This is a genomic window from Pseudomonas sp. ASL3, assembly GCF_056680425.1.
In genome coordinates, this window is record NZ_CM155281.1 from 5,645,497 (window position 1) to 5,668,117 (window position 22,621).

Below are 22,621 nucleotides of genomic sequence, written 5' to 3' on the forward strand. Positions count from 1 at the left end.
GAGTCGAACATGCAGTCACTTCCAGGTTTCAAACGCGTGGTCACCGGGCACGACGATCAAGGTCAAGCCTGCGTAGCCTCCTGCGCTCCTACCCCCAACAACTTCCCACTCAAGGCCGTGCCTGGCACGGTGTTCTACGAAGTCTGGAACAGCATCGCCAGCCCGGCGCTGCTGGACAATGCCGATGACCCGACCAGCAAGCCTCTGCAATTGAGCCCTTCGGCAGGCGGCAGCGTGATCCGGGTGGTGGATATCCCGCCGGACAGTGTGCAAAACCAGGTCAGCGCCGAGGATGCGGCAGCAGCTTTCGCCGAAATCGGCGAATCGCATGCCGGTACTGCTCGCGCCGACTCCCGGCACAAGCTGATGCACCGCACCGAAACCCTTGACTACGGCATCGTCACCGAAGGCGAAGTGTGGCTGGTGCTGGACCAGGAGGAAGTTCACCTCAAGCGTGGTGACGTGGTGGTGCAACGCGGCACCAATCACGCCTGGAGTAACCGTACTGAACAGATGGCACGGATGGTCTTCATCCTGCTCGATGGTCGTTACGCCGATGACCTGCAAGCGCTGCAAGGAGTTCACCCATGAAGTTGGCGACGTTGAAAAACGGTAGCCGTGACGGCCGCCTGCTGCTGGTCTCGCGCAACCTGAGTCTGGCGTTGGACATTGGCCATATTGCTGCCACGTTGCAACTGGCCATCGAGCGCTGGGAGCAGATCGAACCTCGCTTGCAGGGGCTTTACCAGGCGCTGAACGAAGGCCGCGCAACGGGCGCTTTCGCGTTCGATCCGACCCGCGTAGCGGCACCCTTGCCCCGTGCTTATCAGTGGCTGGACGGCTCGGCATTCCTCAGTCACGGCGAGTTGATGCAGAAGGCCTTCAACCTCGATCCCATTGAAGGCGTCGACAGCGTTCCCTTGATGTACCAGGGTGCCGGCGATGACTTTCTCGGCTCGCGGGACGACATCCCCTTGCCCGCCGAGCGCTACGGTATCGACTTCGAGGGCGAGTTCGCGGTACTGGTCAACGAAGTGCCGATGGGCTGTTCGGCCGAATCCGCCATCGGCCATATCAAACTCATCCTGCAACTCAACGACGTCAGCCTGCGGGCGCTGGCACCACGGGAAATGAAGACTGGCTTCGGCTTCCTGCAGGCCAAGCCTTCGTCCAGCTTTGCCGCTGTGGCGGTGACCCCTGACGAACTGGGCGAAGCGTGGTACGAGGGTCGGGTGCACCTGCCGCTGCAGGTGAAATGGAACGGCGAGTGGTTCGGCCACCCTCATGGTGGGGCGATGCACTTCGGCTTTCACCAACTGATTGCGCATGCAGCGCTGACCCGCCGCCTGAGCGCCGGCACCGTAATCGGCTCGGGCACGGTGTCAAATGCCGACCGCAGCGTGGGCTCGGCCTGTATCGCCGAGCGTCGGGCCATCGAAATGATCGAACACGGCGCACCGCGCACCGGCTTCATGCAGTTCGGAGACCGCGTATGCATGGAGGTGCTGGACAGTGACGGGCAGTCGCTGTTCGGTGGCATCGACCAGCGCGTTGTGTTGGCCACCCATTGAGGAGCAATTCCATGCGTGTGATGGTAACGGGTGCCAATGGTTTCGTTGGACGTGCCTTGGTCCAGCGTTTGCTGGAGACGGGCACGTTGCGCGGCCAACTGATCAGTGCGCTGATCCTCCTGGATAAGGACCTGCGAGGTTTTCCCGAAGACAGTCGACTGCGATACCAGCGCGGCAGCGTCACCGACGTGGCGTTGCTGCGTCGAGTGCTGGCCGATGGGGTTGATGTGGTGTTTCATCTGGTGAGCATACCTGGCGGTGCTGCCGAAGAGCGCTACGCCTTGGGGTATGAGGTTAATCTGTTGGCCAGTCTGGAGTTGCTCGATCAACTGCGTGAACTGCCCGGTGCGCCGGTGCTGGTGTACGCCAGTAGTGTGGCGGTTTACGGCGCAGATCTCCCAGGCCGGATGGAAGAGGCGGCGGTGGCGCGCCCCGAACTGTCCTATGGTTCGCACAAGTTGATGGTGGAAATTGCCCTCAGCGATCTGGCCCGACGCGGCGAGGTCGATGGTCGCGCCGTGCGCCTACCCGGCATCGTTGCCCGCCCGCGCGAGTCCAATGGCTTGCGCTCGGCATTCATGAGCGATCTGTTGCACGCTTATGCTGCTGGCGAGGCCTATTGCTGCCCGGTCTCGCCTCAGGCTTGCGCCTGGTGGATGTCGGTGCGCTGCTGTGTCGACAACCTGCTGCAGACCGCCGAACTGGACAGCTCCACGCTTGGTACGCAGCGGGTCTGGCAATTGCCTTTGCTGCGTCTGTCCATTGCCCAGGTGATCGACGCCTTGGCCAAGGTCTATGGCGAAGCAGGGCGCGAGCGGATCAGCTTCGCGCCGGACGCCAGGCTGGAGGCGCTGTTCGGCTGCTTCCCCGCAATGAAAACCCCGCAAGCCCGCACCCTCGGTTTTCGTCACGACGGTTCGGCGGCAACGCTGGTACGCAACGCCCTAAACCCCTTACCCCGCACGCGCCGTGCCCGCAGGGGTGAAAACCTGACTGGAGTGCTCGCTCATGAATCTGACTAAACGTCGTCTGGTGGACTTGTCCGTAACCTTGGAAAACAACCCGTACACCGATCCGCCGCCGCTGTTGCCGAAAATCGAGTACAGCAACCACCAGGAAGGGTGGCCAGAGATGGCCGTGATGTTTCCCGGTCTTGAAAAATCTCAGCTTCCGGACGACGAATCATGGGCCGCCGAACGTCTACAGATGACCACCCACAGCGGTACCCACATGGACGCGCCTTGGCACTACGCCTCGACGACTGATGGCGGCAAACCCGCGTATGGTATCGACGAGTTGCCGCTGGACTGGTGCCTGCAACCTGGGGTGAAACTGGACTTCCGCCATTTGCCCGACGGACATGTGGTCACTGCTGCGCAAGTAGAGGCCGAACTGGCGCGCATTGGATATGAGTTAAAACCGCTGGATATCGTGCTGGTGAACACCCGCGCCGGTGCGCTGTTTGGTCAACCCGGCTATCTGGATGCGGGGATTGGTATGGGACGTGAGGCTACCTTGTATCTGCTGGAGCGCGGTGTGCGCGTGGTTGGCACTGACGCCTGGAGCTGGGATGCACCGTTCAAGTACACCCGCGAGCGCTTTGCTGAAACAGGTGATGCGTCAATCATCTGGGAGGGTCATAAGGCTGGTCGGGACATCGGTTATGGCCAGATGGAGAAGCTCGCTAACCTGGAAAGCCTGCCGGCTAGCGGCTTCCTGGTTTCGTGTTTTCCCTACAAGATTAAGCATGCGTCGGCCGGTTTCGTACGTGCCGTAGCGATTTTCGAAGAGTGATTTGAACTGCTCCATCTTCCAATATCTGTGGTTCGGACTACTCAAAACCCCCTGCAACAGGGGGTTTTACTTTTCAGGGCGACGTCGCTGAGCACCGTCACTGCCTGGAAAGCGGGATAACCCCCACCACGTACGTCACCAACTTCTCCAGACTCTCTGCCATCGACTCATTGCCCGTATCGAGGACGAGCTTTGGTTGCTCCGGCAATTCGTATGGCGCGCTGACGCCTGTGAATTGGAGCAATTCGCCGGCATACGCTTTTTTGTAAATGGCGACCGTACGAGGCGGAAGCTGGTGCCGTGAGTGCCGGAAATCCACGCGGGCGAGCTTGAAGAGATTGGCACGGTTTCGGTCGCAGAATATGCCGGATGGTTGAGTTGGACGCCTGATGCAAATCCCCTGTAGGAGATGCCGCCCCGTTTTCGACGCCGCTCTGTCGCACAGCAAACACGGTGTTTGGTTCACCCTGAATCCCCGTGCGAAGTCATTCGCGAAGGCGTCGGCACATGTTCTTCGTATTGCCAAACGACAGGCAAAAAAATGCCCGCGCAGATCATTCGATCTGGCGGGCACGGGTGTGGTCGGGTTGGTTTCAATTCAGCTTTTCAAGCTCCGGCATCACGTAGTTTTTCACGATGTAGATCGAGCCTTTTTCACTCAAGTGTCCGGAGTCGATTTGCAGCAGTGAGTTGTCGCCTTGCAGCCGAACGAGGCACGAGTCGGCCACGCACAGTTTGTCGATCAACGAGACGAAGTCGACGGCGTTGTGGTCGATGGAGCTTTGGGTCACGCGGTCGGAGGTCATGACGCGTTGGTCGAGGGCGGCGTCGGTGATGTGCGAGTCGGTGGCGCCCCAGTGTCGGTTGGCGATGACGCTGGGCAGCGAAGGGTTCCACTGCGGCAGCGGACCCATCAGCACCACGTGTTTGACGCCGTAGCTTTTGAGTCGGGCAGCGATTTCGTCCCAGTGGGTTTTGTCGTGCTCATCTTTTTGCGCGATCACCACCACGTCGGGCCGCACGGACTGAATACCCTCCAGCGCGGTTTTATTGGAGTAGTTGCAGGCCACGCGCGGCGGAGTCCTGAAGCCCGGATCGTCGGTCAGGCTGGGTTTGCAGCCGGCGGAGGCGACCTGGTAGAAGGGGGTTTCTTTCGGCAGCAGCGTTCTCAATCCCAGGGACAGGGCTTGCGCGTGAGAGTCGCCCCACAGGAACACGCCACCTTCGCCGTGCTTGCGGGTGCACGAAGGGTCGATCGCGGATTGGCCGCGCTGAGTGAACGCGGAAAACGCGTCGCACTTGAGCCAGTAGGTTTCGTACAGGTGTTTCTGCCGGTCGGCGTAGTCCTTAACGAAGCGCGCCTTGTCCGAGATGCTGATGGTGCGCAAGGGCGAGACCGCGCCTTCGGTGGCGTTGACGGCTGCGGCGCCGGTGAACACCAGGAAGATGAGCCCGCTGACCGTGGCGAATTTCCAGCGGCGTTGGGTTTTTTGCTCGGGGCTTTTTTCGATCAGCGAGTAGGACACCAGCGCCAGAGCGAACGAGACCGCCATCCCGAGCATCGCGTTGCGGTTGCCGCTGAGGTAGCCGGCGTAGCTCATGAACACCACCACCGGCCAGTGCCACAAATACAGCGAGTACGAGAGTTTGCCGGTCCATTGCGAGAACGGGTTGTTGGTCAGCACCGAGTCCTCGCGCGAGGAAACGATCACCAGCATCGTGCCGATCACTGGCAGCAGCGACAGGTAACCGGGCCAGACGTCTTTCTCCGAGAGCACGATGAAGCTCAGCACCATCATGAAGAGGCCAAGGCTTTCCAGTACGCGCTGTTTCAGGCCCTGGAGTTTGATCGGGAACAGATAGGCGATGCCGCCCACCAGCAACTCCCAGGCACGCGCCGGCAGCAAGTAGAACGCCGGCTCTGGAAAATGGAAGGACGCGTAAACGCAGAATACGAAGCCCAACACGCAGCCGGCCAGCACCATCCAACGCAGTACGGGCAAGGCAATCAGCTTGCTCAACACGAGCAGGACGATGGGGTAAATCATGTAGAACTGCCATTCCACCGAGAGCGACCAAGTGTGCAGCAGCCATTTTTCGTGGGCGCCCGCCGTGAAGTAACCGGCTTCGGACCAGTACACGAAGTTGGAGAAGAAGCCGAGGCTGCTGGCGATGTGTTTGCCCAGTTTGCTGTATTCCAGCGGCAGCAAATAGAACCAGCCGAACAACAGCAACAGGAAACACATGGCGGCCAGCGCGGGAATGATTCGGCGTGCCCGGGACTTGTAGAACGCGACCAGGCTGAAGCTGTTTTTCTGCAGGCCACGAAAGATGATGCCGGTGATCAGGTAACCGGAGATCACGAAAAATATATCGACGCCCGCGTACCCGCCAGGCAGCCAGGCTGGATTGAAGTGGAACAGCATCACCGCAATGACTGCGATGGCCCGTAATCCGTTGATGTCTTTTCGAAAGTCCATGGCGATTCTATTCCGGGTGCGAGCAAGGGGCTCGGCAGGGGACAGCTCAGCGTTTGACTATGACCGTGTTGGCACTCACGCTGATGATCTTGGGGAAGCCTGTCAGCGTGACCGGCGCCGAGCATTGGTCACCGTTGCAGGTCCACGGCACATCACTGGTGATCCGTCCTTTGCCAGGTCGGGCGGTGTCGATCAATTGCAGGTTGCCGGTGAGGGGCGTCTGACTGACGATCTGCTTGTCCTGGTCACGACCAGCGACCCAGCCCACCACGATGCGTTCCGCGCCTTTGTTGAAGTACAGCAGGTACACGTCATTCATCATGGTGCTCTGACCTGGGTCGTAGGTGAATTCACGCACGTACCGGCTGATGGCCTTGATCACGCCATACGCCGGTTTGGGGGTCATATTGTGTTCGAGCAGGCCGAAGTTGTGCTCTTGCTCGGTTTTGTTTTCGCCATCGTTGATCAGGTCGTACCACCACATGCCCTTGATGGTTGGAATGGTGCGCGCCAGGAAATAGGTACGGGCCAGGTAGGACGCAACGGTTTCCGGGGTGTAGGGGCAGTTGCCGGTATGGCTCGGCCAACTGATTTCAGTCAGGTAAATCGGAACGTCCTTACCGGCCTTGTTGTTGACGTGTCGGATGTAGTCACGCACCCATTTGACCCAGCCTTCCGGGGTGTTGCGGCCCATGCCCGCACAATGCACGTAGGGGTGGATCGACAGGCCGTCAATCTGATCGAGGACGCCGGCGTCGATCAGGCGATCGGCAAAGCCGTTGTCCATGCCTTCGGGTGTGACCGAGCCCGCGAGGATTTTTGCCTGCGGATCGTTCCGGCGGATCAGCGGCACGGTGTCCTTGATCAGCGTGGCGTAGGCCGCTGAGAGCTTGGCGTCTTTGGGGCCTTCCAGGTCCCACTCGTTCCAGATCTCCCAGTAATCGACCTTGCCCACTAACTGTCGGGTGACGTAGTCGACGTACTTGAGGTAAGCGTTGCGGATCTCCGGCGTACGTGGTTTGAGGTTGTCGTGGAAGTTGGTGCTGTAGTCGAGAATCGCCAGTGTCGTGAGGTTCTTGCCCTTGGCGGTGTTCAGGTAAGTGCGCCACTGCGGCACGATGCGCAGCTGATTGAGTGCGGGCTCTGCGGTGGACCAGAATGCATCTTCCTTGACCGCGTCGATACCAGCATCGGACACCATCTGCAGGCCACGCACAGGCGATGCTTCGAAGTTCATCAGGTGCGTGCCGACCCCGACGATGAAGGGTTCATTGGCGTGGGCGGCGTTGCAGAAGGTCAGGGCGAGGAACAGTACGCGGGCACAAAAGCGGGTGTTCAGTGGCATATCAACTCACTCATCGCAGTTCAGAAAGCCCGGAGAGTTCACCCAAATCCTGCGTTTGAGTCGTCGCGGTGCTGGTATTGATCGAGTTGCACAGCGCTTGGCCGATGGACAGCCCCATGAACAGATTTGAGAGGGCCACTTCAAACATGTCGGTGGTCCAGCTGATGAGGCAGATGCACAAACTGATGGCGAGCAGCGCGAGGTCCATCCGTGAAGTCCGGTCGCGTAGCAGGAAAAAAAGCGGTATTTGCAGCACATACAGCACTATGCCGACCACGCCGAAGGTCGACCACAGGTACATGGCGCTGCTGTCCGAGCCGACGAGTAGTTGCGCGCCGGGCACCGGAAACAGCACCTGGCTGCTGCCGAACATGCCGAAACCCGCGCCTGTCAGGCTGTAGCTTTGGCGGTACATGTAATCGACGAGGTGGGGCCAGGTATTGACCAGCCGATCGTAGAACGAGGACAAGTTGTCGCCGGTGGTCGCCCCATTGGAGTCGAAATTGATGATCAGACTGATGATCGGCAAGCCCAACCCGATCACCACCACGCCGACGAAAACCGTGGTGCTGGTCCAGCGCAGACGGGTGAGGGTCAGCAATAGCAGGGTGAACGCGAAGGCGGCAGCTGGCGCTTTACTGGTGGTCAGTACGATGCTGTAGAAGCCGACCGCGCAGATGATGCAAAACAGAATACGTGACCGGGTGAACATGGCCAGGTACAGGCTGAAGATCGCAATCAGGATCGACAGCGCGTTGGAGACCCGGGTGAAACCGGCTATCCGGTCATTTTCATCCTCGGCCCAGGCGGTGTTACCCATCAGTTCGGTATTGCCGACGGTGTAGCTGTAGCCCTTCCAGGGGACGGCGGTGTATTTGTCCAGCAGCAGGCCGACCAGCGAGGCGGCCAGACACAGGCCGATCACCCAGCAGAGCAGGCGCTTGCGATAGAGCAGGTGGTCACTGCACGCCATGCCGAATAGCAGCGGACTGAAAACGAACAAGCTGAAGGCGACGTTACCGAAGCTGGCGCCGTGCAACATCGCCAGCGAGCCTGATATCAGCAGCAACAACATGCCCACCCACAGCAAACGACCGGCCTTGAGCGTCAGAAGCTCCAGCGCGAACAGCACCAGGCACGCCGTCTTTGGCACATACAGCAGCGGGGAAATACCGATTTGATCGAAATAGTACCGAAGGGCCCCGGAAAAGGTTTCGGTCACTATCAGGCTGATTGCCACCAGGGCAATCGCCGTTGATTTGTCGAAGGACATGATCGACGGTTTTTCAGTGGGGATGGGCGCGGAATTCGACAACATGTTGGGCTGCCCTCTGAAGAGCGAGAAGAAAAATGGAGCGTGGTGGATCGGGCTGACCTCTTCGCGATGAATTCGCGAAGGTGGAATATCAGGTGGAGAGGGTTCAGCAGGCATAGCTACCGCCCGTCGAACAACCACTGAGGGGGGTTCAAGCCAGGGGAGCGGGCGTTATTGTCGAGCCATGAGCGGTATATCAGCGCCCCTTGGGAATACTGTCAAACGAATTCGTCAATTTGTTAGCGGCAATCCACTTATGTTTATCTAACTCATTGATATCTATAAGTGATAAAAAATTGACGCGGTTTTTTAGTGCACGAAAGGACGCTGAATGAGTCGTTACTATGACTCGTTAATCTTATAGGTCTGTAAAAAGGGCTGACGTTTCACACCACGTCAGCCCTGCTCAATGCTCTAGTTATAGCGGCGTTTGTCGGCCGCAGGAGGGAAATACTGATAAAGCCAGGTTTCACTCAACGTTCGGTCATGGGTGCGAATGAACAGGCGCAGTCCGACCGGCTCGACCGAGTCGCTGTTCGGATACCAGTCGAACGTCACGCGATAGCCTTTGATGTCCGGGATCACCAGGACGTTGAAATCCTTCACCTCGCCGCTCGACACCGTGACCACCGGCTCGATGGCAGTGCCTTCGGGCAATCGATCCAGACCGCCACCGGTGAAGTCGACGGCAAAGCGTCGGGCCCAGACCTCCGGGTAATGCTCGCCCGGCGCCCAGCCTTCGATGAAACCGCCCATACCTGAACGGGTGGCATGCACGCGGGCCAGTGGGGTACCGACCGGCGGCAAGGCGCTCCAGTAGAGTTTGTAGCCGAAGTTCAGCGACGTCCCGGCTGTGACGGGCGCCTTGGGTGTCCAGAAGGCCACGATGTTGTCCAGCGTTTCGCCAGTGGTCGGGATTTCCAGCAGATCGATGGAGCCCTCGCCCCAGGCGGTAGTCGGTTCGACCCACAGGCTTGGACGGCGGTTGTACCAGTCGACCGTATCCTGATAGCTGGCGAAGTCGTGATCGGTCTGCACGAGGCCAAAGCCCTTGGGGTCTTTGTCAGCGAAGGCGTTGAATTGCAGGGTGGCCGGGTTGTTCAGCGGGCGGCAGATCCATTCGCCATTACCGCGCCACATGGCCAGGCGGTCGGAGTCATGGATTTCGGGGTGGATGGTGTCGCACATCCGCCGTTCGTCGGTGCCGCAGCTGAACATGCTGGTCATGGCCGCAATGCCCAGTTGTTCGATATCTTGCCGCGCATTGATGTGCGCATCGATGGCCATGACCACTTGATCGGCCTGGCAGTCGATGTCGAAGCGGTAGGCGCCGGTCGCGCTGGGGGAGTCCAGCAAGGCGTAGACGACGAAGCGAGTGTTGTCCTTGGTCGGCGTCTCGAACCAGAATTTAGTGAAGTTTGGAAACTCTTCCTTGCGCTTGGCATAGGTATCGATGGCCAGGCCGCGCGCGGAAAGGCCGTATTGCCCGGTGGTGTCCACGGCGCGGAAGTAGCTGGCGCCGAGGAAGGACAGAATGTCGTGAGTGGCGATTTCCGGTGCCTTGAACAGCTTGAATCCGGCAAAGCCCAGATCGCCCTTGAGCTGGGTTTTATCCACGCCACTACTGTCGTAATTGAACAGCTGCGGCCGGAAGTGCACCTCGCGCGCCTCCTTGGTCTGCGAGTCGACGCTGTACATGCGCACGGGTTGTTTGAAGCCCATGCCGACATGGAAAAACTGCACGTCCAACTGACCCTTGATGTCATTCCACAGTGAGTGCTCGGGATCGTACTGGATGGCATTGAATTGTTGCGGCGTCATTTTTGCCAGAATCGGCGGCAATTGTTGGCTGGTATCGACGAAGGGGTTGCTGGCCAGTTGTTTGGCATGGGCTTGCAGGGCCACGAAATCGAAATGCTCGATCTCGCCATCAGCCGTGGCAGCGAGGGCCCGGGCAGCGAATAGCCCCGTAGCGGGCAAGCCCGTGTAGGCCGCCAGGGCCAGCGATGCTTTCAGAAGGTTCCTGCGATTCATAAAGGTGAAGCCTCTCAGGTAATGCTGTGCCGCCCTGCACAAAAGCGTGGGAAATGCGCCCGATCAAGCTCTCGTTCGCATGTAACTACCCACAACTAGATAACAAAGTCGGTTACCGGTTCGCGAAAAGGGGTAAAAAAATCAATATTATCTGAGAATGTCTTGTTTTGACGCCGCGTAATCGGCAAATGATTGGATGGGGGGTACCGGCCAGGCCACCTTCATCGCGAATGAGTTCCCACAGGTATGTAGGAGATCCCGCCCCGTCTTCGACGCCGCGATGACGCGCAGCAAACTGGGTCTCGATTCTGCCCGGAGGGCGTAGGAGCTGACTTGTCTGCGATAAGGGCCGAAGGACCTTCATTCGGTGGTGAATCCACCATTTTTGCCAACGCTTCGCACTGGATCGCAGACAAGTCAGCTCCTACATGTTTGCGGTGCCCCTCAGACTGAATTCATTCGCGATGAAGAGACCGTCACGCCTGCTGCACAAACGCCAAACGCACAGCAAAACCAATCAGCAAACTGCCAAACAACCACTGTTGCACCCGTTGCGCAGAGGGGCTGCGTTCCAGCCACCTGCCGATCCAGGCACCCGCCAGGGCGTAGCAACTGTCGAACAACAACCCCACGACGACCAGCATGATACCGAGCAGGGCAAACTGCGTCGCCACGGGCCCAGCCTGCGGCTCGATGAATTGCGGCAGCAGCACCGAACAGAAGAGCAACGCCTTGGGGTTAAGCAGGTTGGTCAGCAGCCCGCGTTGAATGGCTGCCCACCAGGATGGAGCCTGTGGTTCGCTGCCGGTGGCGCTTAAAGACGGGAGGGAACCAGGTTGCAGCATGCGCACACCGAGCCAGAGCAGGTACGCCGCGCCTGCCAGACGCACCACATCGAAGGTCCAGGGCGCCACTTTGAACAAGGTCGCGAGCCCCATCGCCGCCAGTGCTACATGACAGGCGCGGGCTGCTGCCAGACCCAGTGCAGTCGCCAGCGCCAACGCTCGGCCCCGACGTGCACCGGTTTGCAGCAGAAGGATCATGTCAGGGCCCGGCAGCAAAAAGATCATGGCCAAGGCGAGCAGAAACAGCCCTTTATCTTCCATTGTTCGGTACTCGATTCGAGTGATTGGGGAAGAAAAGTCTATGCCCGAAGGGCAGGGCGGGTGCTTGCGTCTTTGACCCTTAAAGTGCCTGGAAGTGGCATGATCTGCCAACCACAAAGACCAAACGGGCCTGTTATGCCAAAAATAAAACTGGATGCTTATGACCGCCGTATTCTGGTTGCCTTGCAGCGAGATGGACGCCTGACCAATGTGCAACTGGCTGACGAGATCGGTCTGTCTGCTTCGCCGTGCCTGCGACGGGTACGCAATCTGGAACAAGCCGGAGTTATTCGTGGTTATCAGGCCAGCCTTGATCCAGATGAAGTGGGGCTGGGGCTGACGGTCTTCGTGGGAATCAAGGTCGAGCGTCATCATGAAAAAGAAGCAGAGACCTTTCGCCAGGCCGTGTCGGCGTTGCCGGAGGTGATTTCGGCCTTTCTTGTGTCAGGCGAATCGGACTTTCTGCTGCATGTGGTGGTGCCGGATTTACGCGGCTATGAGCGTTTCCTCACCGGCACGTTGCTCAAGCTGCCTGGGGTGAGTGATATCCGCAGTAACTTCGCGATCCAGACGGTCAAGGCGCAGAGCCCGCTGCCACTCAATCATTTGCCCGATTAAATGGCTGCGGTGCAACCGCCTGTGCAGATCAGGCCTGCATTGCCCAACCCTCCACATCCATCGCTGCCTGGCGCAGGGCTTCTGAGCGGGTTGGATGAGGGTGACAGGTCAGGGCAATGTCTTCCGCCGAAGCAGAAAACTCCATGGCGACGCAGTATTCGCCGATCATTTCGCTGACGCTCGGTCCCACTAGATGGACGCCGAGCACTTCGTCCGTGCGCTCGTCGGCCAGCATCTTAACGAAGCCTTCGGTTTCGTGGTTGATCTTGGCCCGGCTGTTGGCGCTGAACGGGAATTTACCGACCTTGTAGGCGCGGCCTTCGCTCTTGAGTTGCTCTTCGGTCTTGCCGACGCTGGCCAGCTCCGGCCGGGTATAGATAACGCTGGGGATCAGGTTGTAATTGACCTCGCCCGCCTTGCCGACAATCTGCTCGATACAGGCAATGGCTTCGTCTTCGGCCTTGTGCGCCAACATCGGCCCGGACGTGACGTCGCCGATCACCCAGATACCTGGCACTTGGGTGCGATGGCCTTTGTTTTCCAGCATGCCGCGTTTGTCGGTTTCGATGCCGACGTTTTCCAGCCCCAGGCCTTTGGTGTACGGGCGGCGGCCGATGCTGAGCAGCACATAATCCGCTTCGATCAGCTCGGTTTCGCCGCCTGCCGCAGGTTCGACGCTGAGCTTTACGCCCGTTGTCGAAGACGTTGCGAGCACGACTTTGGAGCCGAGTTTGAACGTGATACCTTGCTTGGCCAGTGAGCGTTGCAGGGTTTTCGCAGCCTCCAGGTCTGTGCCAGGGCAGATCCGATCAAGGTATTCGACCACGGTCACCTGGCTACCCAGTCGACGCCAGACGGAGCCCAGTTCCAGACCAATCACCCCGGCGCCGATGACCACCAGATGCTTGGGCACCTCGGCCAACGCCAGCGCGCCGGTGGAGTCGAGAATCCGTTTGTTATCGATCTCTACCCCCGGCAGTGGCATGGGCTCGGAGCCGGTAGCGATGACGATATCCTTGGCTTTTAATTCGGTTTCAGCTCCCTGGCTGTCGGTGACGATGACTTTTCCGGGACCGGCAATGCGTCCCCAGCCCTTGATCCAGTCCGCCTTGTTTTTGCGAAACAGGAACTCGATACCTTTGGTCAGGGCCATCACACTTTCGTCTTTCTGTTTCATCATCTGCGCGAGATTGAGCGTGGGTTTGACCTCGATCCCCAGATTCGCGAACTCGGGCCCGACCGCCGCTTCATACAGCTCCGAAGCGTGCAGCAGTGCCTTGGACGGCATGCAGCCAACATTCAGACAGGTGCCGCCCAGGGTTGTGCGGCCCTCCACGCAGGCCACTTTCAACCCCAGCTGACCGGCGCGAATGGCAGCGTTGTAACCGCCAGGGCCGCCGCCAATGATGACAACGTCATAGCTACTCATTTGGGTACTCCTGGATAAAGGATCGACAATGGAGGGAAGCGTAGACGGCCAGCGGAAAAATTTCTGGAAGCTGCCCATAATTAAATTACGAGCATAATATAAGTATCTCGGCGAGTCGTGGTCAAGCTGCCAGCGTCAGTCCTGTCACGCCGCCACGAGCATCAAGTCCACCAGTAACGCACCAGATGAAAGAAGATCGGCGCCGCGAAACACACCGAATCCAGGCGATCGAGCATGCCGCCGTGACCTTCGATCATATGGCCCCAATCCTTGACCCCACGGTCGCGCTTGATCGCTGACATTACGATTCCGCCGGCAAAACCGAGCAGGTTGATCAGCAGGGCGATCAGGATCGATTGCCACGGATTGAACGGGGTGATCCACCACAGCGCGCCGCCGATCAGCGAGGCCAGAGCGATACCGCCGACGAAGCCTTCAACGGTTTTCGACGGCGACAGATTCGGCGCGATCTTGTGTTTGCCGAATAGCTTGCCGCACACGTACTGCAACACGTCCGAGAGCTGGACCACCATCACTAGCCAGGCGATCAGCAACAGGTTGCGGCCTTCGTATCCGGGGATATCCAGGGTCAGCAAGGCGGGCACGAAGGACACGCAGAACACCGCGATCATCAACCCCCACTGCACCTTCGACGCCCGTTCCAGAAAGTGTGTGCTGTCGCCGCCCAGCGACGCCAGGATCGGCAACAGCAGGAACACGTACACCGGAATAAAAATCGAGAACAGCCCGTACCAATTCATGGCGATCAAGATGTATTGCAGCGGCAAGGCCAGGTAAAACGCCGCGACCAACGCTGGATAGTCACTGCGACGGGTCGGGGTCAGGGTCAAGAACTCGCGCAGGGCGTAGAACGACACCGCATAAAACAGCAGGATCACCGCGCTGTAGCCGAGCCAAAAGGCTATGCCGATCACCACCACCATGACCCACCACGCGTTGATCCGCGCGTTGAGGTTATCGATCACCGGATTGGGTTGGCCAGCGCGTCGCTTGAGGATGAAACCAATCGCTGACGCCAATAGCAGGATGATGCCAATGCCCGCGAACAACAGTTCTGTCTGTTTATCCATTTTCAATGTTGCTCCGGTGCCATGGCCAGCAGCGCGTCGCGGCTGCGCAGAAGGAATTGCTCTTTGCTTTCTTCGCTGTCGAGTCGCAACGGCGCGCCGAAACTGGTTGTACATAACAACGGCAGAGGCAAGACACGGCCCTTGGGCATCACACGGTTGAGGTTGGCGATCCACACTGGCACCAGCTCCGCTTGTGGATAACTTTTGGCCAAGTGGTATAGCCCGCTTTTGAACGGCAGCAGACCCTCCTCCAGGTTGCGTGTGCCCTCGGGAAAGAGGATCAGCGAGTCGCCTTGGGCCAGCGCGTCGAGCATCGGTTGCAGCGGATTGCTGTCTGGCTCCTTGCGTTCGCGGTCGATCAATACACCGTTGAACACCCGGTTGATGATGTAACGGCGCACCGGGCTTTTCTGCCAGTAATCAGAACCGGCGACGGGCCGTGTGCGTTTGCGCAAGGCGGGTGGCAGCGAGGCCCACAGCAGGACGAAATCGCCGTGACTGCTGTGATTGGCGAAGTAGATCCGCTGCACCGGTTCTGGTGTGCAGCCCAGCCACAGACTGCGGGCGCCGGTCACTGTTCGCGCGCCAGCGGTGATGAGTGTTGCGATCACGGGTTCGAACACGGCAATTCCTTATTTGGCGAAGGACAACCAAGGGACGATCAAAATGGCGCCCAGTGTGAGCAGGACCTGTAGGGCTAAAAATATTGCCTGGCGCAGCAGCAGCTTCAAGGCGCCGCGACTGCGTTCAGTCCAGGGCCTTGCGCTGCGATCGGCAGGTTGAAGGCCGAGCGTATTCAGCGACTGATCGAGGGCAACCGTGCGTTCGCTCAAGTGCTCGGGCTCGGCGGCCAGCACACTGAACAGGTCGGCGTCGAATGCGACGCGCAAGGCCCAGTATTTTTCCATCAGGCCCAACACAACGATTGCTGTGATCAGCAGCAGATTCAACGGGGTGAAGTGCTCCAGTAACAGTTGCCCTACGCCGAACGCCAGCGCCAGCAACGTCAGCCCTGTGGATAACTGATCCAGCGCCCGGCCACGGCGTAAAAGACTGGCGACGATGTGTAATTGCATTTCAGCGGACATCGGCCACCTTCAGCACTGTGGGTAAGTCGAATTGATCGAGTGTTTGCATGCATTCCAAGGCTTGGCGCTGCGGATCATGCAGCACCACCTGTGGTCGTGCGGCGCGGATCTGCGCGATGGCCGCTTCAACCGTGACCGCACGACCGCTGTACAGCAGCCATGCAGCGACGGCCGTGGCGCTACGCGAATAACCCAGCGCACAGCAGACCAATAGCGGCCCGTGGGGACGCAGGTTGTCGATGGCGTGGGCGGCTGCCAGACATTGCTTGGCGCTGGGCGCCGTGAGGTCGAGGACCGGGATCGAGCAATAGCCGCGCGTTTCTGGATCAAGGGATAACTCGGCACAGATATCCACAACCGCCTTGAAGGGGCTTTCTCGAAGCTCTTTTTGGCTGGGAAACCGTCCAAGCCAGACACCGTCGCACACTTCATCAGGGGCCGGCCGCCGACTTGTCCACAGGCGCGAATTTATCCACGCCGCTGCCAGATAGGGCGCAAACAGCCAACGCGCGGCTGGACTTAAACGGCCATCCACACGCTTCTGAAAACCCGTCGCGTCGAACAACAAGTAATTGAGTGCCACCAGCGCCAATGAAACTGCCGGCCATAGTAACCAGAGCCAGGCACCTGCCCAGGTAAAGGCGGGGATAGCCAGCACCAGCGCGCCAACGGCATAACGCAGCGCCAGTCGCACGCGTTGTCGCTGCTGGGCCGGGCGGGCGCTCAACAGTGGGCTGCGGCCTTCATCCGGCCAAAGCCAAATGCAGAACCATCCCGCCAGCGCGCCTGTGGGTAAGTCGACAAAGTGATGTTGATAAGTGGTCAAGACCGACACACCGATCAACGCGAACCAGCCGTGAAGCAGCCAACGCCACGGGCTTGGGCGATGGGTCAGATAGCGCTGATAGCAGACCCACAGCACCACCAGTAGCGCGATGTGCAGGGATGGCGCCTGATTGAATGGTTTGTCGAACCCGGCCAACACCGCGAACAGCCAACCGAATACGCCGTCCAGTTCAGGTCGCTGGAAGGTGAAATGCAGCGGCCAGATAAGAAAGCAGCTGACGGCGATCACCTGGGCGCTAAGCAAGCGTAAGGCGTGGGTGTCGAGTGCGCGGCGATTGAGGCAGGCCAGCAAGGAAAATCCGTAGAGCAGATCGATCGACCAGTACGGCACGATGGTCCAGGCCCAGAACGGCATGTGGCTTTCCCAGTCAAACACCAGGCTGCCGATTTGGCTGCGCTGCGCCGTGAACCAGGTGGCGAAACCGTAACTGGCGAAGAAAAACGGCGCCAGAACCACCAGCCAGAGCACGGCGCGTTTCCACACGCCCGGTTCGCGAACAGGCATCAATTGATCCGTTGTGCCAGAGATACGCTGAAGATGCCCCATTCATCCACCCGCTGGGTGATTTTGCGGAAACCGGCAGCTTCCACCAGTTGATCCATTTCGGCCTGGCTGCGCCGACGCATGACCCAGGCCTGACCGGCGCGGTGGCTGGTCAGGGCGCGAGCAATCAGCTCCAACTGCGGATGCCAGGGTTGCCCGGTGTACACCAGATAACCCCCCGGCTCGACTGCCGCGGCCAGCCCGGCCAGCGAATCGCCGACCATTGGGTTGCTGGCGAACAACTCATAGAGGCCCGACACCACCGCGAGAGTCGGCTTGGGATCGAGGGCGGCCAGGTCGGCGCGGTCGAAGGCGTCGGCTTTGACGAAGCGGGCGATATGGCCGAGGCCTTTTTGCTCGATCAAGGCGCTGCCGTTGCGCACGTTGATGTCGCTGTAGTCGCGCAGCAGGATGGATTCGGGCAGCGGATCGACGCCTTGCAGCGACTCCAGAATGTAGCGTCCGTGGCCGGCGGCGATGTCGACAATGCGCACCGGACGGTGTTGTTCACGCAGTTGAGCCATGGCCAGACGCAACAGTTCTTCGACATGCAGTTTGCGTTGGCGAATGCCGCGCCAGCCGATGGATTGTAGGTAGTTCTGATCGATCATTCGTCCGAGCGCGGATTTGCCTGAAGGTTGATTGCGATACACGTAATCCAGGGTGCTGCCGGAATCGAAACCGGTGTCGAAGCCCAGTTTCACCCCTGTGGATAACTGACTGCCCAGGCGCATGCTGGCGCGGGTTACGCGCCAATACAGGTCGCGCAACGTGTTGCGTGGCAAGGGCGCGGCCAGCTCTTCGGATTCCGCGCAGGTGGCCCCCAGCAGATCGGCGTCCAGCAACGGCGGCCGGCTCATGACCTCTTCGAAATTCTGCAGGATGAAGCGCCGGGCGCGGTTGAGGGCGAGATGACGGTCGCGCTCGCCCAGGGTGTCGTGGAAGAAGCCGGGCAAGATGTGTTTTTCCTTGCGCAGGCTGCCTAGCCGTTCGAAGAAGCGTTCTTGCGGGGCGCGATGAACGACGAAATCCGAACCGGAAATCAACAGTTGAGTAGGTACCTGGATTGCTTGAGCGTCCGCCACGACACGATCAGCTGCTTCGTAGAGCCCGAGCAGCACATTGACCGATATCGCCTTGGTGATCAGCGGGTCGCTGTCATAAGAAGCGATGCGCGCCGGATCATGGCTGAGGAATTTGGCTTTGACATAGCTGTTGACGAAGAAATTGCCGCGCCACTTGCGCATCAAGCTCAGGCCCGTACGGGCGAAAGGCACATAAAGCTTCACTTTGAATGCGGGCGAGGCGAGGACCAGGGCGCGGATCTTCGGTGCGTAGTCATGGGCCCAAGTCGCGGCGATCACCGCTCCGACACTTTGCGCGATGACGGCCATGTTGTCTTCGGCGATATCGTAGGTCGCGCTCAGGTGATCGATGAAGGTTTGCACGTCGCGCACGCTGGTGGCAAAGCCCGGGCTATCGCCGCGAGCGCCGGGAGATTGGCCATGACCTCGGGCGTCCCAGGCAAAAAAGTCGAAACCGGGCAGATCCAGCTCGTCTACCAGATGCGCAATGCGCCCGGAATGCTCGTGGCCGCGATGGAACAGCAGCACGGCCTGACGCTGGGCATTCGGGCTTTGAACACTGGGGTTCTGAAGAGTGCGGCTCTGAATCGTTGTCGGCCAATGACGATAAAACAGCTCGACCCCATCATGGGCGCTGAATCGCTGATCTTGCACTTCACGCATCGTGATGTCCTTATGCTTGTGAGTCGTTTCCAAGGGCTTCGCCAAGTCCGTTGCGAACGCGGTTGATCAAGGTATAAACCAGCAGGGCGGCGATCAGCAGCAGGACAGTGTTGATCCACAACGGCGTCAGCCAGCCTATGGCGACGCCCGCGCCAATCACGCCGAAACAAAAAGCACGATCACTTTTGCCCATGGGGCCGTCATAGCGGCGTGACGCGCCGACCATGGGCCCAAGCACGCCTGCGTACTCGCTGAAAATCGCCAACAGCGTGACCAGCAGCACCAACACAAGGTTCACATCGGTGATAAGCGCGAAAGGCAAGAATAGTGCGCTGTCGGCAATAACGTCGGTCAACTCGTTGAGGTAGGCCCCCAGCCGAGACTGCTGGCCGAACTCGCGCGCGAGCATGCCGTCGATGGCGTTCAACGCCATGCGCACGATCATCCACAGCGGTACAAGCGCGAATACCCAAGGGTAACCGGCAAAAATCCCGACTGTTAGCCCGACCCCTATCGAGACCAGACACGCGCCCAGCGTAACTTGATTAGCCGTCACGCCGCGGTCGAACAGGCGTTGGACCAGAGGCCGCAGAAGACCCTGGAATCGTGGCTTGAGTTGATAGATTGAAATCACTGGAAACCGTCCCTGTCAGTGGTTGCAAGAAGCAGGGCGATAGTGAACCACATGTCATCGCGCAGCAGGCTGCGATGTTTGTGCCGCAGGTCTCAGGTGGAAAATAAAGGCCGGATATCGGCGCGCTGGCGAGAGGCGAGTCAGGTCCACCGACGGTGAGCGAGTCACGTTCAGGTTCTATTCAGCTGGGTTCATACAGTAGACGTGGGTTATTGAAGGACGTTAAGGCGTCGCCGGATCGCTGAGAAAAGTGGTTGCAGGAAATCGGCTGTCGGAGTCGAAGTTGATACGCGCGCCTCTGACGGTGACCGTGCGGGAATCGGCCTTGATGTACAACGTCTGGCCACTTTTAAACGTGAGGCGGTGAATTTGCTTGTCGTTTTCCTGGCTTATCTCATGGCTGATCAGATCCAGCAGATTGCTCAGTCCCAGTATCGAGCCGGGTTGGTTGATTGTCAGACAACTTGTATTACCGGCTTCTGAAGCGCACACGGGAAGGCGGAAATCCCAATGTTTATTCATGTTGGGCTTGCTCATGTGGGTTCGTTGGTAACACGCGTTAATCACGGTGGCTTTGAGGATTAAACGTCATATAGACACGGGAAAGTTGGAGAATATTAGTCATTCAACAGGAGAGGGGCAAGTCGCGGGGCGATTGAATTTGTAACGGAAGCGTTAGTGTTATAGGTGAATTAGTCGAAGTAAAAAATATTAATGGCTTAGGATTTTTCTATTTAATATGTAGGAAATATCAACTAACTGGTCTTGCATTATACTCCGGCTCTTACAGAATCGAAGTTAGGCGCAGGATCGGTGTTTGGTTCCACCCAATCCACTGAACAAAAATTTCACGACTTCTGTTATGTTGTAACGCTCATCGGGCCTGGCCCACTGATCTACAGTCCGGGTCGATTCAAGGGGCGGTTTTGATGGGCAGTGTGTCTCCACTATTGAGCAAGGTCTGGGGTGTCGATGCGGGTTGATCTGGATGGTGAAAGTGCCGGCCTTGATGGCTTGCCACGCTTTCAAAGAGCCGCGTTCCATGCCCGTCGCTTGTTGCGGCTGGCTTACGGTTTGGCAGGGTTGGGGCTATTCGGCTTCGTCCTGGCTTTGTTTGTCATGCTGTTTTCGCCCGCATCGCTGTGGTCGGCGGTACTGATCAACAACGTCGCGGCGCTGTGGCTATTGGTCGCCGGGCTGCAGTCTGCGTATTGGATCGCCCGTTGGCGCGCGAAAACCTTGGGCGCGACGCAGGTTGCGGCCGTTATCGAACCGCCTCCGGCACAGATAGAGCGGGATCCTGAACAAGTATCGGGTTGGTACGAGCGCTTGCTGGGCCGCATCAGCGACGGCGGGTTATCGCTGTTGGCGCAGGTCGGTCTGCCTACGTTGTGGCTCGGCGCCTGGGCGCTGTTGGCGATGTTCGCCGTAGAGTTGGTCTGGAACTGGAACCTCGTCGGTTCGAGCCTGGGGCAGACGGGTAACCTGGCGGGCGGTATTACCCTGTTGCTGGCTTTCGGGTTGTTGGTGCTGGAGCGGCAGCTGACCCACGAACTGACTGCCGAGTGGCCTGAAGCCGCGCAGTTGGCGCAATTGACGCGAGTGGCGATCGCCTGCCTGCTGCTCAGTGCGCTGTGCTTGTTCTTCTCGGCGCCCGATCGCGTATGGCCTGCGCGACTTGCGGTACTGATGGGATTATTGCCTGGCCTGGTGGCACTGGAGTTGCTGCTGCGCGCGGTGATGTCTTTGTTCAGTCCGCGCAGTGAGCGTATCGAGCCGCGCCTGTTGGCCAGCAGTTTTATTGCCGGTTTGTTGCGCTGGCCACCGCAGCCGCTGCTGGCCTTGCAGCATGAATTGCACAACCGGTTCGGCATCGACCTGCGTCAGATATGGGCGTTCACTTATATGCGTCGGGCTTTCCTGCCGGTGTTGGCGGTGGTGCTGGGCCTTGGCTGGTTACTCAGCGGTGTGCACGAAATCCCTATGCAAGGCCGTGGGATCTACGAACGTTTCGGCAAGCCGGTGGAGGTGTTCGGTCCCGGCTTGCACGCGGGTTTGCCATGGCCGTTCGGCCGAGTGCTGGCGGTAGAAAACGGCGTGGTGCATGAACTGGCGACCAGTGTTTCCGACGCCAACGCTGTCGAGCAGGTCCAGGAGCCCGCTGAAGGGCCACCCCCGCTTAGCGCCAACCGGTTATGGGATGCGAGCCATATCAACGAAAAGTCTCAGGTGATCGCCAGCAGCGCGGGCGATAGACCCGGTGATAAGCCAGATGTCCAAAAACAGAGCTTCCAGATCGTCAACATGGACGTGCGGTTCGTTTATCGCATTGGCCTGACCGATCAGGCGGCGATGGCGGCCACCTATAACAGCGCCGATGTGCCGACGCTGATTCGTAGCACGGCGAGCCGGGTGTTGGTGCATGACTTTGCCTCGCGAACGCTCGATGAACTGCTCGGCGAGCAACGTTCGGCGCTGTCTGCCGATATCGGTAATGCGGTGCAAGCTGATCTGAACACGCTGGACAGCGGCGTGGAAATTCTCGCGACCGTGGTCGAGTCAATTCATCCGCCGGCCGGTGCCGCCAATGCTTACCATGCAGTGCAGGCTGCGCAAATCAGCGCTCAGGCGCTAATCTCCCGGGAGCGTGGTGCCGCCAGCGAGCAGTCCAATCTGGCGCAGCTCAAGGCCAGCGTGGCGCAAGATCAGGCCACCGCCGGCGCACGTGAGGTGCTGGCCACGGCTCAAGGTGCGGATTTGCGCTTCAGTGCGGAGCGTCAGGCGTATGACCATGCCGGCCAGGCATTTTTGCTGGAGCAATACCTGACGCAGCTGAGCCAGGGCCTGGCCCACGCCAAGTTGCTGGTTCTCGATCACAGACTGGGCGGCGACACCGCTCCGACCATTGACCTGCGTACTTTTGCGCTACCGGCAGACCCAACGGCGCCGCGTAAAGCCGTTCATTAAGGAGTCGTCCC

Annotated in this window: 20 protein-coding genes; 6 read left to right on the forward strand and 14 right to left on the reverse strand. The window is 59.2% G+C overall.

The features are described 5' to 3' along the window. Positions 1–9 precede the first annotated feature (9 nt). From AC1MEE_RS25790 to AC1MEE_RS25805, 4 genes are read left to right on the forward strand one after another with little or no spacing between them, the layout of a single operon-like run. Complete coding sequence (locus AC1MEE_RS25790; RefSeq protein WP_480412317.1) at positions 10–591, forward strand: cupin domain-containing protein; 582 nt, start codon at positions 10–12, stop codon at positions 589–591. Further along, complete coding sequence (locus AC1MEE_RS25795; RefSeq protein ID WP_480412318.1) at positions 588–1,571, forward strand: fumarylacetoacetate hydrolase family protein; 984 nt, start codon at positions 588–590, stop codon at positions 1,569–1,571. The genes AC1MEE_RS25790 and AC1MEE_RS25795 overlap by 4 nt, the downstream gene beginning before the upstream one ends. A gap of 11 nt (positions 1,572–1,582) precedes the next feature. After that, entirely contained in the window at positions 1,583–2,593 is a 1,011-nt protein-coding gene (locus AC1MEE_RS25800) for an NAD-dependent epimerase/dehydratase family protein (RefSeq protein WP_480412319.1), read from the forward strand. Beyond that, the gene (locus AC1MEE_RS25805) at positions 2,580–3,365 is read left to right on the forward strand and encodes a cyclase family protein (RefSeq protein ID WP_480412320.1); all 786 of its coding nucleotides are present in this window, start codon (positions 2,580–2,582) and stop codon (positions 3,363–3,365) included. The genes AC1MEE_RS25800 and AC1MEE_RS25805 overlap by 14 nt, the downstream gene beginning before the upstream one ends. Before the next feature lie 97 nt (positions 3,366–3,462). On the opposite strand, the gene AC1MEE_RS25810 is transcribed toward AC1MEE_RS25805, so the two are convergent. The 6 genes from AC1MEE_RS25810 to AC1MEE_RS25835 form a co-directional block, all read right to left on the reverse strand. Further along, positions 3,463–3,939 (reverse strand): adenylyl-sulfate kinase, encoded by a 477-nt coding sequence (locus AC1MEE_RS25810; protein ID WP_480412321.1) that lies wholly within the window; start codon positions 3,937–3,939, stop codon positions 3,463–3,465. Positions 3,940–3,958: 19 nt separating this feature from the next. Then, positions 3,959–5,845, reverse strand: a complete 1,887-nt coding sequence (locus AC1MEE_RS25815) for an acyltransferase family protein (RefSeq protein WP_480412322.1) — start codon at positions 5,843–5,845, stop codon at positions 3,959–3,961. Positions 5,846–5,891: 46 nt separating this feature from the next. Then, positions 5,892–7,190 carry a hypothetical protein gene (locus AC1MEE_RS25820; RefSeq protein WP_480412323.1) on the reverse strand — a complete coding sequence of 433 codons (1,299 nt, stop codon included), beginning with the start codon at positions 7,188–7,190 and terminating at the stop codon, positions 5,892–5,894. A 10-nt stretch (positions 7,191–7,200) separates the two neighbouring features. Next, complete coding sequence (locus AC1MEE_RS25825) at positions 7,201–8,508, reverse strand: hypothetical protein (RefSeq protein ID WP_480412324.1); 1,308 nt, start codon at positions 8,506–8,508, stop codon at positions 7,201–7,203. A 411-nt stretch (positions 8,509–8,919) separates the two neighbouring features. Then, positions 8,920–10,539, reverse strand: a complete 1,620-nt coding sequence (locus tag AC1MEE_RS25830; RefSeq protein WP_480412325.1) for a glucan biosynthesis protein D — start codon at positions 10,537–10,539, stop codon at positions 8,920–8,922. A gap of 476 nt (positions 10,540–11,015) precedes the next feature. After that, the gene (locus tag AC1MEE_RS25835) at positions 11,016–11,645 is read right to left on the reverse strand and encodes a LysE family translocator (RefSeq protein WP_480412326.1); all 630 of its coding nucleotides are present in this window, start codon (positions 11,643–11,645) and stop codon (positions 11,016–11,018) included. Between the two features lie 144 nt (positions 11,646–11,789). On the opposite strand from AC1MEE_RS25835, the gene AC1MEE_RS25840 reads away from it, so the two are divergent. Further along, entirely contained in the window at positions 11,790–12,263 is a 474-nt protein-coding gene (locus tag AC1MEE_RS25840; protein ID WP_480416345.1) for an Lrp/AsnC family transcriptional regulator, read from the forward strand. Between the two features lie 28 nt (positions 12,264–12,291). On the opposite strand, the gene lpdA is transcribed toward AC1MEE_RS25840, so the two are convergent. The 8 genes from lpdA to AC1MEE_RS25880 all read right to left on the reverse strand — a co-directional run bounded on the left by lpdA (position 12,292) and on the right by AC1MEE_RS25880 (position 20,180). Continuing rightward, positions 12,292–13,692 carry a dihydrolipoyl dehydrogenase gene (gene lpdA, locus AC1MEE_RS25845; RefSeq protein ID WP_480412327.1) on the reverse strand — a complete coding sequence of 467 codons (1,401 nt, stop codon included), beginning with the start codon at positions 13,690–13,692 and terminating at the stop codon, positions 12,292–12,294. 161 nt (positions 13,693–13,853) lie between these two features. Next, positions 13,854–14,783, reverse strand: coding sequence for a phosphatidate cytidylyltransferase (locus AC1MEE_RS25850; protein ID WP_480412328.1), 930 nt, complete (start codon positions 14,781–14,783; stop codon positions 13,854–13,856). A 2-nt stretch (positions 14,784–14,785) separates the two neighbouring features. Continuing rightward, a complete protein-coding gene (locus AC1MEE_RS25855; RefSeq protein WP_480412329.1) occupies positions 14,786–15,406 on the reverse strand; it encodes a lysophospholipid acyltransferase family protein in 621 nt (206 codons plus the stop codon). 9 nt (positions 15,407–15,415) lie between these two features. Beyond that, entirely contained in the window at positions 15,416–15,871 is a 456-nt protein-coding gene (locus tag AC1MEE_RS25860) for a hypothetical protein (protein WP_480412330.1), read from the reverse strand. Continuing rightward, positions 15,861–17,225, reverse strand: a complete 1,365-nt coding sequence (locus tag AC1MEE_RS25865; RefSeq protein ID WP_480416346.1) for a phosphatase PAP2/dual specificity phosphatase family protein — start codon at positions 17,223–17,225, stop codon at positions 15,861–15,863. Before AC1MEE_RS25865 ends, AC1MEE_RS25860 begins: the two co-directional genes overlap by 11 nt. Then, a complete protein-coding gene (locus AC1MEE_RS25870) occupies positions 17,222–19,009 on the reverse strand; it encodes a bifunctional alpha/beta hydrolase/class I SAM-dependent methyltransferase (RefSeq protein ID WP_480412331.1) in 1,788 nt (595 codons plus the stop codon). The genes AC1MEE_RS25865 and AC1MEE_RS25870 overlap by 4 nt, the downstream gene beginning before the upstream one ends. A gap of 10 nt (positions 19,010–19,019) precedes the next feature. Next, complete coding sequence (locus AC1MEE_RS25875) at positions 19,020–19,643, reverse strand: CDP-alcohol phosphatidyltransferase family protein (RefSeq protein ID WP_480412332.1); 624 nt, start codon at positions 19,641–19,643, stop codon at positions 19,020–19,022. Positions 19,644–19,865: 222 nt separating this feature from the next. Continuing rightward, a complete protein-coding gene (locus tag AC1MEE_RS25880) occupies positions 19,866–20,180 on the reverse strand; it encodes a hypothetical protein (protein WP_480412333.1) in 315 nt (104 codons plus the stop codon). A gap of 435 nt (positions 20,181–20,615) precedes the next feature. Here AC1MEE_RS25880 and hflK point away from each other — a divergent pair, with 435 nt between their 5' ends. Continuing rightward, positions 20,616–22,610 carry a protease modulator HflK gene (gene hflK, locus AC1MEE_RS25885; protein WP_480412334.1) on the forward strand — a complete coding sequence of 665 codons (1,995 nt, stop codon included), beginning with the start codon at positions 20,616–20,618 and terminating at the stop codon, positions 22,608–22,610. The last annotated feature ends 11 nt before the right edge of the window (positions 22,611–22,621 follow it).

Excerpts from the sequence above, each read along its gene's own strand:
- AC1MEE_RS25790 (WP_480412317.1), top strand. The coding sequence starts at position 10 with ATGCAGTCACTTCCAGGTTTCAAACGCGTGGTCACCGGGCACGACGAT.
- AC1MEE_RS25795 (WP_480412318.1), top strand. The coding sequence starts at position 588 with ATGAAGTTGGCGACGTTGAAAAACGGTAGCCGTGACGGCCGCCTGCTG.
- AC1MEE_RS25800 (WP_480412319.1), top strand. The coding sequence starts at position 1,583 with ATGCGTGTGATGGTAACGGGTGCCAATGGTTTCGTTGGACGTGCCTTG.
- AC1MEE_RS25805 (WP_480412320.1), top strand. The coding sequence starts at position 2,580 with ATGAATCTGACTAAACGTCGTCTGGTGGACTTGTCCGTAACCTTGGAA.
- AC1MEE_RS25815 (WP_480412322.1), bottom strand. The coding sequence starts at position 5,845 with ATGGACTTTCGAAAAGACATCAACGGATTACGGGCCATCGCAGTCATT.
- AC1MEE_RS25820 (WP_480412323.1), bottom strand. The coding sequence starts at position 7,190 with ATGCCACTGAACACCCGCTTTTGTGCCCGCGTACTGTTCCTCGCCCTG.
- AC1MEE_RS25825 (WP_480412324.1), bottom strand. The coding sequence starts at position 8,508 with ATGTTGTCGAATTCCGCGCCCATCCCCACTGAAAAACCGTCGATCATG.
- AC1MEE_RS25830 (WP_480412325.1), bottom strand. The coding sequence starts at position 10,539 with ATGAATCGCAGGAACCTTCTGAAAGCATCGCTGGCCCTGGCGGCCTAC.
- AC1MEE_RS25835 (WP_480412326.1), bottom strand. The coding sequence starts at position 11,645 with ATGGAAGATAAAGGGCTGTTTCTGCTCGCCTTGGCCATGATCTTTTTG.
- lpdA (WP_480412327.1), bottom strand. The coding sequence starts at position 13,692 with ATGAGTAGCTATGACGTTGTCATCATTGGCGGCGGCCCTGGCGGTTAC.
- AC1MEE_RS25850 (WP_480412328.1), bottom strand. The coding sequence starts at position 14,783 with ATGGATAAACAGACAGAACTGTTGTTCGCGGGCATTGGCATCATCCTG.
- AC1MEE_RS25860 (WP_480412330.1), bottom strand. The coding sequence starts at position 15,871 with ATGTCCGCTGAAATGCAATTACACATCGTCGCCAGTCTTTTACGCCGT.
- AC1MEE_RS25870 (WP_480412331.1), bottom strand. The coding sequence starts at position 19,009 with ATGCGTGAAGTGCAAGATCAGCGATTCAGCGCCCATGATGGGGTCGAG.
- AC1MEE_RS25880 (WP_480412333.1), bottom strand. The coding sequence starts at position 20,180 with ATGAGCAAGCCCAACATGAATAAACATTGGGATTTCCGCCTTCCCGTG.
- hflK (WP_480412334.1), top strand. The coding sequence starts at position 20,616 with ATGCGGGTTGATCTGGATGGTGAAAGTGCCGGCCTTGATGGCTTGCCA.